The sequence below is a fragment of the Cronobacter muytjensii ATCC 51329 genome, assembly GCF_001277195.1.
In the GTDB taxonomy this organism is placed as follows: Bacteria; Pseudomonadota; Gammaproteobacteria; order Enterobacterales; family Enterobacteriaceae; genus Cronobacter; species Cronobacter muytjensii.
Genome location: NZ_CP012268.1, coordinates 3,271,848 through 3,284,421, shown reverse-complemented (window position 1 = coordinate 3,284,421; position 12,574 = coordinate 3,271,848). Strand labels below are relative to the sequence as shown.

Here is a 12,574-nt window from a genome sequence, read left to right as displayed (position 1 = left end):
TTAATGTGTCAGGGCCGCCTGGTCTGCGCGCTCGGCAGACTGCGGGGTGGCGGCTGAAGGGAGATAGTGTTGTTCCGCGCTTTGCGACCATTGCTGGAAGCGGCGATAGAGTTGTTCGAAGCGTGCGGCACGCTCTGGCTGCGGCTGTAGCGTGCTCTCAATCTGGCTTGCCATCGCCTGCTGCGCCTGCGGAATGTCGGCATGCGCGCCTGCGGCGACGGCGGCGAAGATGGCCGCGCCCAGCGCACAGCACTGATCGGAGGCGACGATTTGCAGCGGGCGGTTTAGCACGTCGCAGCAGACCTGCATGATCACCGGGTTTTTACGGGCGATGCCGCCGAGCGCCATCACGTTGTTCACGGCGATCCCCTGGTCGATAAAGCACTCCTGAATGGCGCGCGCGCCGAAGGCGGTGGCGGCAATCAGCCCGCCGAACAGCAGCGGCGCATCGGTGGCGAGGTTAAGATCGGTGATAACGCCTTTCAGGCGCTGGTTGGCGAACGGCGTGCGGCGGCCATTGAACCAGTCAAGGATCACCGGCAGATGATCGAGCGACGGGTTTTTCGCCCAGGCTTCGGTCAGTTCAGGCAGCAGCTGTTTTTTGCTCGCGTCGATCTGCGGTTTCAGTTCCGGATGTTGCTGCGCCAGTTTGTCGAGCGGCCAGCCGAGCAGGCGGCCAAACCAGGCATACATATCGCCGAACGCCGACTGGCCTGCTTCCAGCCCGATGAAATCCGGCACGACGCTGCCATCTACCTGACCGCAGATGCCTTTCACGGCGCGTTCGCCGACGTCCGCTTTTTCCGCCACCAGAATGTCGCAGGTGGAGGTGCCGATAACTTTCACCAGCGTGTTCGGCTGAGCGCCTGCGCCCACTGCGCCCATATGGCAGTCAAACGCGCCGCCGGAGATAACCACGCTTTCCGGCAGGCCGAGGCGCTGCGCCCAGTCGGCGCAGAGGTTGCCCACCGGGATGTCGGCGGTGAAGGTGTCGGTAAACATCGGATAGTCGAGATGCTGGTTAATCAACGGGTCGAGCTCATCGAAGAAGCTCGCCGGCGGCAGGCCGCCCCAGCTCTCGTGCCACAGCGATTTATGGCCGGCGCTGCAGCGGCCGCGGCGAATATCCGCCGGACGCGTGGTGCCGGAGAGTAAGGCGGGCACCCAGTCGCACAGCTCAATCCACGAGGCGGCGGCCTGCGCGACCGCCCGGTCCTGACGCGTCACATGCAGAATTTTGGCCCAGAACCATTCACTGGAGTAAATACCGCCGATGTAGCGCGAGTAATCCGCTTTGCCCGGCGTATGGCACAGGCGGGTAATTTCTTCCGCTTCTTCCACCGAGGTGTGATCTTTCCAGAGCACAAACATCGCGTTGGGGTTGTCGGCAAATTCAGGGTTGAGCGCCAGCACGTTGCCGCTGGCGTCAATGGGGGCAGGGGTCGAGCCGGTACTGTCTACGCCGATGCCCACCACGGCGGCGCGCTGTTGTGGCGAGAGTTCCGCCAGCACGGTTTTCAGCGCCGCTTCCATTGATTCAATGTAATCCCGCGGGTGATGGCGGAACTGGTTGCGGGCCGCGTCGCAATAGCGCCCCTCCTGCCAGCGTGGATACCACTCAACGCTTGTGGCAAGTTCGGCGCCGGTGGCGCAATCCACCGCCAAAGCCCGAACCGAGTCGCTGCCAAAATCGAGTCCCAGCGCAATAGCCATCTTCATACTCCATGCGATAAACAAACATGGAGAGAACATTAGTTTTACCCCGTCAAAAGGGTCAGGGTGGATCCGCTGAACTTATGGATAAAAATGCTGTGAAGCGAGAATTTGTGACGCCACGCAAATATTCGATGTGGACATTTCTGCCGCGCTTATAGACACTTTGGTTATGTATTAAAAAGCCTGACAGCGACGGCAATACAGGTTATTTTCTGTAATAAAGCGGGCTTAAGCTGCGGGCGTCGCCCTGAAGCGCGCCCCCGTACCTGCCGGTTCCGGCTAAAATGACGATATGGACAAATGGTTTCTTCACTCTCGCTTCGGAGCGCCGTGAAAATGGCTGAAACGCAAAACGATCCTCTGCTGCCCGGTTACTCGTTCAACGCCCACCTGGTGGCCGGACTGACGCCGATTGAGTCCGAAAGCTATCTCGATTTCTTTATCGACCGGCCGCTCGGCATGAAAGGCTTTATTCTCAACCTGACGGTGCGCGGCGAAGGCGTGGTGAAAAATCAGGGTAAGGAATATCTCTGCCGCCCCGGCGATATGCTGCTGTTCCCGCCTGGCGAAGTGCATCACTATGGCCGCAGCCCGGAGGCGAAAGAGTGGTATCACCAGTGGGTCTACTTTCGCCCGCGCGCCTACTGGCATGAATGGCTGAACTGGCCGGCGATTTTCGGCCAGACCGGGTTTTATCGCCCGGATGAAGCGCATCACGAGCAGTTCTCGGCGCTGTTTCAGGCGATCATCGACGCCGCACAGGGGCCGGGGCGCTATGCCGAGCTGCTGGCTATCAACCTGCTGGAACAACTGCTGCTGCGCCGCGTCGAGGCGATCAGCGAATCGCTGAAGGCGCCGCTCGACAGCCGTGTGCGCGACGCCTGCCAGTACATCAGCGATCATCTGGCCGACAGCCATTTTGATATCGCAAGCGTGGCGCAGCACGTCTGTCTGTCGCCGTCGCGGCTGTCGCATCTGTTCCGCCAGCAACTGGGCGTCAGCGTGCTGAGCTGGCGCGAGGATCAGCGCATCAGCCAGGCGAAGCTGCTGCTCAGCACCACACGTATGCCGATTGCGAGCGTCGGGCGCAATGTTGGCTTTGAAGATCAGCTCTATTTCTCGCGCGTCTTTAAAAAATGTACCGGGGCGAGCCCGAGCGAATTCCGCGCCGGATGTGAGTAAGGCAGGGCGGGCGTTGTGTCATGCCTGGTAAAGTAAAGTATGGTTAAAGAAGGATGTCTTGACGCAGGACATGGCGCTCAGGAGAATCCTCTCTTCGTCACTTTACCGGATGCGTTATGGAAGCTTTGCTGGAACACTTTATCACTCAGTCAGTGGCGTATTCGCTGATTGCCATTGCGCTGGTAGCGTTCCTTGAGTCTCTGGCGCTGGTCGGGCTGCTGCTGCCCGGCACCGTGTTGATGGCCGCGCTCGGCGCGCTGATTGGCAGCGGCGAGGTGAATTTCTACGAAGCCTGGGCGGCGGGGATTATCGGCTGCCTGCTCGGCGACTGGATCTCTTTCTGGCTCGGCTGGCGCTTTAAAAAGCCCCTTCACCGCTGGTCTTTCCTGAAAAAGCATAAGGCGCTGCTCGATAAAACCGAACACGCGCTGCATCAGCACAGCCTGTTTACCATTCTCGTCGGACGATTCGTCGGGCCGACTCGCCCACTGGTGCCGATGGTGGCGGGCATGCTTGACCTGCCGGTGCGTAAATTCCTGCCGCCGAATATCCTCGGCTGCCTGCTCTGGCCGCCGTTCTACTTTCTGCCGGGCATTCTGGCGGGCGCCGCCATCGATATCCCGCCAGAGATGAAAAGCGGCGCGTTTAAATGGCTGTTAGGCGGAGTGGCGCTGCTGACATGGTTCGCGGCGTGGCTGCTCTGGCGCTGGTGGCGCAGCGGCAAAACCGAAGACCGCCTTACGCGCTACCTGCCGCGCGCGCGTCTGCACTGGCTGGCGCCCGGCGTGGCGGTGGCGGCGGGAGCGGCGCTGTTTGCTATCCAGAGCCATCCACTGATGCCTGTCTACCGCGCTATTCTCTGGAAAGTGGTGACCGGCGCTCAGTGAGGCGTGATGCCGAGCAGCGCCGATGCGCTGGCCTCGCCGCTCAGCAACTGCGCGGTGGGGCCGTCCCAGACGATGCGGCCTTCCACGACCACCAGACTGCGTGGCGCGATGCGCGCCGCGTCTTCCACGCTGTGCGATACCATTAAAAGCGTCGTACCTTCTTCTACGCAGAGGTGCTCAAGCAGCGTCAGCATCTCCTGACGTAGCGCCGGATCGAGCGCGGAAAACGGCTCGTCGAGCAGCAATATAGGGCGCTGGCGTACCAGGCAGCGCGCCAGCGCGGCCCGCTGGCGCTGACCGCCGGAGAGCGCCGTGGGCAGCCGCTCCAGCAGGTCGCCAATCGCCATTTTACCGGCCATCTCTTCCACCTGACGCTTCTGCTGCGCGTCCAGCCGCAGGCCGGGCGAGAGCCCGAGGCTGATGTTCTGGCGCACCGTCAGATGGTTAAACAGATTGTTTTCCTGAAACAGCATCGACACCGGGCGTTGTGACGGCGGCGTATGGGTATGATCTTCGCCCGCGAGGCGCAGCGTGCCGCTCGCGGGGGCGAGAAACCCGGCAATCAGATTGAGTAGCGTGCTTTTACCCGCGCCGCTTGGCCCCAGCACCGCTATCCGCTCGGCCTCGCGGACGTCGAGCGTAAAGCGCATCGGCAGATGGTGATACAGCCAGGTGAGATCAGTCAGTGTCAGCATGGCGCCCCGGAAGTTTTTCAATCAAGGTGAACAACAGAAAACAGAGTAGCAGCAGCAGCAACGCCGTCACCGCGCCTGCGTCGCTGCGATAAGCGCCGATCTGCTGATAGAGATAAAAGGGCAGCGTGCGGAAATCCTCATTACCGAACAGAGCCACCACGCCGAAATCGCCAATCGACAGCACGCAGGCGAAGGCCATCGCCTGCGCGAGCGGTACGCGCAACGCGCGCGCCTCTACCAGCCGCAGCCGGTTCAGCCCACGTATCTCAAGCGACGCGCAGAGCGCGCCATAACGCGCGGCGATATCGCGCATCGGGTTATCCAGCACTTTCAGGGCGTAGGGGATAGCCATCAGCGCGTTGGTGAAAATCACTATCGCGTCGGCGCGCGCTGGCAACCCGACAGTGGCGTTCAGCAGCAGGAAAAAACCGGTCGCCAGCACGATGCCCGGCATGGCGAGGATCAGCACGCCGCAAAGCTCCAGGCTCTGCCCGGCGAGACGGCGGTGTCGCAGGTAAAGCTCGCGGGTGCTCCAGAGCAGCATCATGGTCAGGATGACGCACAGCAGGCCCGCGCAAAGCGCGATGCGCAGCGATGTCCAGAGCGCGCGCCACAGCGCCGGGTCGGCCAGCGCGTGCCCCATGTCGCCGCGTAAGCCATCCACCAGCACCGCCAGCAGCGGCGGCAGCAACAGCAGCAGCGCGGCGGTAATTAATAGCGCGTCGGTCAGTTTGCTGCGCCACGAATCTTCCGGGTTGCGCCAGCCGCGCACCAGCGTCGCGCCCACCGGGATCGCTTTACTAAGACGCTGGCTCAGCAGGATCAGCGACAGGCAGCAGCCCATCTGGAGAATCGCGAGCAGCGCCGCGCGTCCCGGGTCATAGTCGTAACTCAATGCCTGGTAGATGGCGAGCTCAATGGTAGTGGCCTGCGGCCCGCCGCCGAGCGCCAGTACCGTGGCGAAGCTTGCGAAGCAGAGCATAAAAATCAGCGCCGCCACCGGCGGGATCTGGCGGCGCAGCCAGGGCCACTCCACCAGCCGGAAAAAATCCCAGCCGCGCATGCCAAGCTGGGCGGCCAGCTGGCGCTGTTCGCCGGGGATCTGCGTCAGGGTCTGGTACAGCAGGCGGGTCGCCATCGGCATATTAAAAAAGAGGTGCGCCAGCAGAATGCCCTGCAGGCCGTAGGGCGAAAAAGACCATTCGATGCCAAGCGCCGCGCAGAGCGCGGCCAGCCAGCCGCTGCGCCCGTAGACGCTGAGCAGGCCGAAGATCGCCACCAGCACGGGCAGGATCAGCGTCATGGCGCACAGGCGCAGCAGGGTTCGCCGCCCCGGAAAGCGGCGGCGATAGAGGGCGCGGGCAAGAGGAATGGCAGGCACGACGGAGATCAGGGCCGAGAGAAACGCCTGCCAGAAGGAGAAGCGCACCACATGCCACAGATAGCTGTCGTTCAGCAGGGCGCGGGCATCGGTGTGCGGCGCGTGCGTCCAGAGCGCCGTGAAGGCCGCCAGCGCCACCGCCGCCATCAGCAGGGCGGCGATGAGGCCGGGCCAGAGCCAGCCCGGTGTTAGCGGCTCACGGCGCGTTGCCATTCGCTCGTCCATTGGGCGCGCTGCGCGGCCACGTCCTCAGAGGTAAATTGCAGCGAGGTGTGCGGTTTCGTCAGCGCGTTGAAGCCCTCCGGCAGCGTGACAGCCGCGACCGGATACATCCAGTTGCCGGTCGGGATCGCGTTCTGGAAACCCGGTGAAACCATAAATTTAAGGAATTTTTCCGCCAGTTCCGGCTGTTTGCTGGCGGCGGTGCGCCCGGCGACTTCCACCTGCAAATAGTGGCCTTCGCTGAAGTTCGCGGCGGCGTAGTTATCTTTTTTCTCTTCAATGATGTGATAAGCCGGCGAGGTGGTGTAGCTCAGTACCAGATCGCCTTCGCCTTTCAGAAACAGGCCATAGGCTTCGCTCCAGCCCTTCGTGACGGTGACGGTTTTCGCGGCGAGTTTTTGCCAGGCGTCCGGCGCTTTGTCGCCGTAGACTTTCTGCATCCAGAGCAGCAGGCCAAGCCCCGGCGTGCTGGTACGCGGATCTTCATAAATAACGCGCCATTTCTGATCGCTTTCCACCAGCTCTTTCAGGCTTTTCGGCGGGTTTTTCAGCTTGTTTTTGTCATAGACAAAGGCGAACCAGCCGTAGTCGAACGGCACGAAGGTGTCGTTGTTCCAGCCGCCCGGGATGTTGACGTCACCGGCCGGAACGCCGCTTTTCGCAAACAGCCCGGTCGCGGTGGCAGCCTGGAGCAGGTTGTTGTCGAGCCCCAGCACCACATCAGCTTTGCTGTTCTTGCCTTCCATACGCAGGCGGTTGAGCAGCGACACGCCATCTTCCAGCGCCACGTATTTCAGCTCACAGCCGCACTCGGCTTCAAAAGCGGTTTTGATTTTCGGGCCAGGACCCCATTCGGAGGAGAAGGAATCGTAGGTGTAGACGGTCAGTACGGGTTTGGCGAAAACCGGGACGGCGACCAGCGCCAGCAGCGGAAGCAGTTTTTTTAACACTTTGCACCTTTATCAAATGGGGGCAAAGGATTTTGAGCAGTAGCCTCAAATCCCTTCGCCGGCGTTATCCGGATCAGGTTCGACGGGTATTATCTCAGCGCGTCGGTTTTCCGGCGGCACCCCGTTGAGAACGGCCCATTGTAATGATTTGCGTAATGTTGCGAAAGGGTTACGGCTCGGGCGGCGCAAACCAGGCGGATTTAAAATCAAACCAGCCGAGCGTATTCATCCGTACGCCGCGCATGCTGCGCTGGCCCTGTAACATCAGCCAGTGGTGGATAAGCGGTAATATGTCTTGCCGCTCCAGCATTGTCTGGCACCACTGCGGCAGGTTAAGCGCGCCGGTGCGCCAGCGCTGCGCGTCGCCCTGCCAGTCGAGCGGGATACAGCGCTGGATAAGCGGCACTTCGCACAGCTGCGCGAACAGCGAGAAATCAAGCGGCAGCGTGAAATTGGCGCTGTTCAGCCACAGATCGCTGGTTATCTCTCCCTGATACCACTCCTCGTAGCTCACTTCACGCAGCTCCAGCTCAACCTGTTCCTGCGCCAGAATATCGCGCAGCAGCGCGCCGATTATCCGGTTCTCGATGTGATCGCCATAAAACGTGAGCGTCAGGCGCTCCAGCCCGGCGGGCTTTTGCGCCTCCAGAATTTGCGGCGCGTGGTGCCAGCGCGGCAGCAGGCCGTAGGCCGGGAACCAGATGCGCTGATATTGCGGCGCGGCGCGATGCAGCAGGCGCGCGGGCGTGAACAGATGGCTTACCCAGCGCCGTACCTGCGGCATCGCGCCGACGCGCGAGCGGGAATCAAACAGCAGGTAGTAGCAGCCCTCTTCGAGACGGCTTTCGACGGCTTTTTCTTCCGGCTCACGCGTCGGACCCTCAAGCTGAACGGCGCAGCTTAACTCTTCGCCGATTTCAGGCAGTACCCAAAAATTCACTTCGTCAATAAGCGCCCGGTAGCCGAAATAGTCGTCGAAGGCGTGGATTTTCAGCTGCGTACTATTATTGCGTACCACCGCGTAGGGGCCGGTACCGACCGGCTGACTGGCGAATTTCGGCAGATCCGGCCATTCGCGTGGAAGGATCATCGCCGGTACGCTGCCGAGTAGCCACGGCAGCCAGTCATCCGGCTCGCTCAGGTGAATATCAAGCGTCCAGGCGGTAGGGGAGACTATCTGACGGAGATGCGCGTAAAGCGGCAGGGCGCAGATGCGTTGCAGCGAGCTGATGACATCGAGCATGTCGAGTTCGCGGCCATGATGAAAATGAATGCCGGGGCGCAGAAAAAAACGCCAGTGAAAAGGGGAAATACGCTGCCAGTGATGAGCAATATCCGCTTCCAGTTCCCCGTTTTCCTCGTTTATGCGCGTCAGCCCGCTAAAGATTTGCCGGGCGATATGGGTCTCTGAGCGGCGCAGCGCGCTGCCGGGCAGCAGGTTTTGCAGCGGGCGGTAGTAGAGCACGCGCAGGATATGACGCCCCTGACGGAAGCTACGGCCAAGATGCGAGAGCAGCATCTGACGCACGGCGGATTTGTCGCCAACGATCTGCACCAGCTGATCGATCCGGTCCTGCTCCAGCAGATCTTCCGCCCGCTGCTGCTGAAGCGCGAGCCCGGTATAGAGAAAACGCAGCCGCGAACGCTTGCCGCGCCCGGCTTCGGCGTCCCAGGTCAGCCAGCCGCGCGCCTGCATCGCGTTCAGCAACGTCCGCATATGGCGACGCGAACAGTTCAGCAGATCCGCCAGTTCATTGAGCGTGGTTTCCTGGGGCTTGCCGTCGCAGCATTGCCACAGGCGGATGAATTGCTGTTGCAGACGACCTGAAGGCATAAAAGGGGAACTCCTGCGGGAAACTCATCAATTTAATATTCCCTATATTACGGCAATACTTCTCTTCGATGAAAGCGGAGGTGCTTATGAAAACGTCAGCAACGGGCAGGTTTTACCAACGGTATTTCAGTGCAACAAAACGTCTTTCTGGCTCATGGCTGGCCCGCCTGAGTTGTCAGACGCCGCAACGGATGCTGAATGATGTGATGCAGTGGGAGACGACTTTCCCGGTGACGTTTAAGCGCCGTTAAGCAGACATCACGTGTAACTGAGTATTGGTGCTTTTCACCCGCCAGCAGTGTGCTACTGCTGGCTTTTTTCGTCTATGATGAACACTTTTCCGCCCGCCTTAAACGAAAGGATGCGCCCGATGTTGTGGTTCCTCACGCCTGCAAGACGTCTCAATCTGGTCTATCTCGCCTTTATGATTGTCGCTTTTATGATGGGCGTGGCGGGGGCGCTACAGGCGCCGACGCTGAGCCTGTTTCTGAGCCGTGAAGTCGGCGCGCCGCCGTTCTGGGTGGGGCTGTTTTACACCGTTAACGCCATCGCCGGGATTGCGGTAAGCCTGTTACTGGCGAAGCGCTCCGACAGCCGGGGCGACCGACGTAAACTTATCCTCTTTTGCTGTGTAATGGCCGTTGCAAACTGCGTGCTGTTCGCCTTTAACCGCCACTACCTGACGCTGATTACCGCAGGCGTGCTGCTGGCGTCGCTCGCGAATACCGCCATGCCGCAGCTGTTTGCTCTCGCGCGTGAATATGCCGATAACTCGGCCCGCGAGGCGGTGATGTTCAGCTCGGTGATGCGCGCCCAGCTGTCGCTCGCCTGGGTTATCGGGCCGCCGCTGTCGTTCATGCTGGCGCTGAGTTTCGGCTTTACCACCATGTTTTTGATTGCCGCCGGAATCTTCATCCTGAGCCTGACGATTATCTTCTTCGCATTGCCGTCGGTAGCGCGTATTGAGCAACCCGCCGATGTGGCGCTGACGCAGGTGAGCGGCTGGAAAGATAAAAACGTGCGGATGCTGTTTATCGCTTCTGTGCTGATGTGGGCCTGCAACACGATGTATATCATCGATATGCCGCTGTGGGTGAGCCAGGATTTAGCGCTGCCGGAAAGCCTCGCGGGCGTGCTGATGGGCACTGCGGCGGGGCTTGAGATCCCGGCGATGCTGCTGGCCGGTTTTTACGTGAAGCGATTCGGTAAAAAACCGATGATGCTGCTGGCGGTGGGGGCGGGCGTGGTGTTCTACGCGGGGCTGAATCTCTTTCACAGCCGCGAGGCGCTACTGGGGTTACAGCTGTTTAACGCGGTGTTTATCGGGATTGTCGCCGGGATCGGCATGATCTGGTTTCAGGATCTTATGCCGGGGCGAGCGGGCTCGGCGACCACGCTATTTACCAACAGCATTTCGACCGGCGTTATCCTCGCAGGCGTTGTGCAGGGAGCGCTGGTGGAGACCTTCGGGCATTATGCTGTCTATTATGTGATTGCCGGGGTGTCAGTGTTAGCGCTGTGGCTGACGAGCCGGGTGAAAGACGTTTAAAGCGGATGACGCCCGAGTAAAGGGGGCGATATCCAGGGTGGGTAAGCGTGGCGCACCCACCTTTTTTATGGCGGGTGCGGTTGGTTTGATGGCGGGTAAGCCGCGCGTACCCGCAGGGCCACTGCAAAAGCTGTAAAACTCAGCCCATAAACGCGGGCTGTTTTTTCTCATACGCGGCGATGGCATCGTCGTGTTGCAGCGTCAGCCCAATGCTGTCCAGCCCGTTCATCATGCAGTGACGTCGAAACGCGTCAATGTCGAAGTGATAAGACTTCTCGCCCGCTTTCACCACCTGTGCGTCCAGATCCACTTCAAAGCGAATGCCTGGACTGGCTTTGACCAGCGCGAACATTTCGTCCACCTCTTCATCGCTGAGCGTCACCGGCAGCAGCTGGTTGTTAAAGCTGTTGCCGTAAAAGATGTCAGCGAAGCTCGGCGCAATCACCACTTTAAAACCGTAATCGGTCAGCGCCCACGGCGCGTGCTCGCGCGACGAGCCGCAGCCGAAGTTCTCGCGCGCCAGCAGAATCGACGCGCCCTTATACTCCGGGAAATTCAGGACGAACTCCGGGTTCGGCACCTCGCCTTTGTCGTCCAGAAAGCGCCAGTCGTTAAACAGGTGTGCGCCAAAGCCGGTGCGGGTGACCTTTTGCAGAAACTGCTTCGGGATAATCGCGTCGGTATCCACGTTCGCCGCATCCAGCGGAACCACCAGACCGGTGTGTTGGGTAAATTTCTCTGCCATGGTGTTCCCCTTATTTCAGGCTACGGATATCGGCGAAACGGCCGGTAACGGCGGCGGCAGCGGCCATTGCCGGGCTGACCAGGTGGGTGCGTCCGCCGCGGCCCTGACGGCCTTCAAAGTTACGGTTGCTGGTGGAGGCGCAGCGCTCGCCCGGATTCAGGCGGTCATTGTTCATCGCAAGGCACATAGAGCAGCCGGGCAGGCGCCACTCAAAGCCCGCCTCGATGAAGATCTTATCCAGCCCTTCGGCTTCGGCCTGCGCTTTTACCGGCCCGGAGCCTGGCACCACCAGCGCCTGGACGCCCGGCGCCACTTTACGGCCTTTGGCGATTTCCGCCGCCGCGCGTAAATCTTCAATGCGCGAGTTGGTGCAGGAGCCGATAAACACTTTATCGATAGCCACGTCGGTCAGCGGCACGCCTGCTTTCAGGCCCATATAGGCCAGCGCTTTCTCGGCAGAGGCGCGCTCAACCGGATCGGCGAATGACGCCGGATCGGGAATGGCGTCGGTCACAGAAATCACCTGGCCTGGGTTGGTGCCCCAGGTCACCTGCGGCGCGATATCTTCGGCATTCAGCGTCACTACGGCGTCAAACTGCGCGCCGTCGTCGGTTTTCAGCGTCTTCCAGTATTCCACGGCATCCGCAAAATCCTGGCCCTTCGGCGCATGCAGACGGCCTTTCACATAGTTGAATGTGGTCTCATCCGGTGCCACCAGGCCCGCTTTGGCGCCCATTTCAATCGCCATATTGCACAGCGTCATGCGGCCTTCCATGCTCAGCGCGCGGATAGCGTCGCCGCAGAATTCCACCACATAGCCGGTGCCGCCCGCACTGCCGGTTTTACCGATGATCGCAAGCACGATGTCTTTCGCGGTGATGCCAGGCGCGGCCGTGCCGTTGACTTCAATTTTCATGGTCTTCGCGCGGCCCTGTTTGAGCGTCTGCGTCGCCAGCACATGCTCCACTTCCGAGGTGCCGATACCGAACGCCAGCGCGCCGAATGCGCCGTGAGTGGCGGTGTGCGAATCGCCGCAGACGATGGTCATGCCTGGCAGAGTGATGCCCTGTTCCGGCCCCATCACATGCACGATGCCCTGATACGGGTGGTTCAGATCATAGAGCTCGACGCCAAACTCGTTGCAGTTCTTGATAAGCTCCTGCATCTGGATGCGAGCCATTTCGCCGGAGGCGTTGATGTCTTTCGTCTGGGTGGAGACGTTGTGATCCATCGTCGCGAAAGTTTTACGCGGCTGGCGCACCGGGCGGCCATGCGCGCGCAGGCCATCGAACGCCTGCGGAGAGGTCACTTCATGCACCAGATGGCGGTCGATGTAGAGCAGCGGCGTTTCGTTTGGCGCTTCATACACCACGTGAGCGTCAAACAGCTTTTGATATAAAGTCTTTGCCATGA

The 12,574-nt window shown here is 60.6% G+C and carries 11 protein-coding genes and 1 riboswitch; of the genes, 4 read left to right on the top strand and 7 right to left on the bottom strand.

The window, feature by feature from the left end; genetic code table 11:
- Window positions 1-1,713, bottom strand: a complete 1,713-nt coding sequence (gene araB, locus AFK63_RS15095) for a ribulokinase (protein WP_038864924.1) — start codon at window positions 1,711-1,713, stop codon at window positions 1-3.
- 339 nt (window positions 1,714-2,052) lie between these two features.
- Between araB and araC the strand changes: the two genes are divergently transcribed.
- Both araC and AFK63_RS15085 read left to right on the top strand, forming a co-directional pair.
- Window positions 2,053-2,898, top strand: coding sequence for an arabinose operon transcriptional regulator AraC (gene araC, locus AFK63_RS15090; protein WP_144420909.1), 846 nt, complete (start codon window positions 2,053-2,055; stop codon window positions 2,896-2,898).
- A gap of 116 nt (window positions 2,899-3,014) precedes the next feature.
- Window positions 3,015-3,785: a DedA family protein gene (locus tag AFK63_RS15085; RefSeq protein ID WP_038864919.1), complete on the top strand. Its 771-nt coding sequence runs from the start codon at window positions 3,015-3,017 to the stop codon at window positions 3,783-3,785.
- On the opposite strand, the gene thiQ is transcribed toward AFK63_RS15085, so the two are convergent.
- The 4 genes from thiQ to sgrR all read right to left on the bottom strand — a co-directional run bounded on the left by thiQ (window position 3,779) and on the right by sgrR (window position 8,867).
- Window positions 3,779-4,480 (bottom strand): thiamine ABC transporter ATP-binding protein ThiQ, encoded by a 702-nt coding sequence (gene thiQ / locus AFK63_RS15080; protein WP_038864917.1) that lies wholly within the window; start codon window positions 4,478-4,480, stop codon window positions 3,779-3,781. The two genes, AFK63_RS15085 and thiQ, sit on opposite strands and share 7 nt — an antisense overlap.
- Window positions 4,464-6,074, bottom strand: a complete 1,611-nt coding sequence (gene thiP / locus AFK63_RS15075) for a thiamine/thiamine pyrophosphate ABC transporter permease ThiP (protein WP_038864915.1) — start codon at window positions 6,072-6,074, stop codon at window positions 4,464-4,466. Before thiP ends, thiQ begins: the two co-directional genes overlap by 17 nt.
- Window positions 6,050-7,033, bottom strand: a complete 984-nt coding sequence (gene thiB / locus AFK63_RS15070; RefSeq protein WP_038864913.1) for a thiamine ABC transporter substrate binding subunit — start codon at window positions 7,031-7,033, stop codon at window positions 6,050-6,052. Before thiB ends, thiP begins: the two co-directional genes overlap by 25 nt.
- Window positions 7,034-7,065: 32 nt before the next feature.
- Window positions 7,066-7,167: riboswitch (TPP riboswitch) on the bottom strand.
- 35 nt (window positions 7,168-7,202) lie between these two features.
- A complete protein-coding gene (gene sgrR, locus AFK63_RS15065; protein WP_038864911.1) occupies window positions 7,203-8,867 on the bottom strand; it encodes an HTH-type transcriptional regulator SgrR in 1,665 nt (554 codons plus the stop codon).
- An 86-nt stretch (window positions 8,868-8,953) separates the two neighbouring features.
- Between sgrR and sgrT the strand changes: the two genes are divergently transcribed.
- Entirely contained in the window at window positions 8,954-9,118 is a 165-nt protein-coding gene (gene sgrT / locus AFK63_RS20670; protein WP_071603734.1) for a glucose uptake inhibitor SgrT, read from the top strand.
- A gap of 119 nt (window positions 9,119-9,237) precedes the next feature.
- On the top strand, window positions 9,238-10,416 hold the full coding sequence (locus AFK63_RS15060; RefSeq protein ID WP_038864909.1) for a sugar efflux transporter: 1,179 nt from the start codon (window positions 9,238-9,240) through the stop codon (window positions 10,414-10,416).
- 139 nt (window positions 10,417-10,555) lie between these two features.
- On the opposite strand, the gene leuD is transcribed toward AFK63_RS15060, so the two are convergent.
- Together leuD and leuC are read right to left on the bottom strand one after the other, a co-directional pair.
- On the bottom strand, window positions 10,556-11,161 hold the full coding sequence (leuD, locus tag AFK63_RS15055; RefSeq protein ID WP_038864907.1) for a 3-isopropylmalate dehydratase small subunit: 606 nt from the start codon (window positions 11,159-11,161) through the stop codon (window positions 10,556-10,558).
- 10 nt (window positions 11,162-11,171) lie between these two features.
- Window positions 11,172-12,572: a 3-isopropylmalate dehydratase large subunit gene (gene leuC, locus AFK63_RS15050; protein ID WP_038864905.1), complete on the bottom strand. Its 1,401-nt coding sequence runs from the start codon at window positions 12,570-12,572 to the stop codon at window positions 11,172-11,174.
- Window positions 12,573-12,574 lie beyond the last annotated feature (2 nt).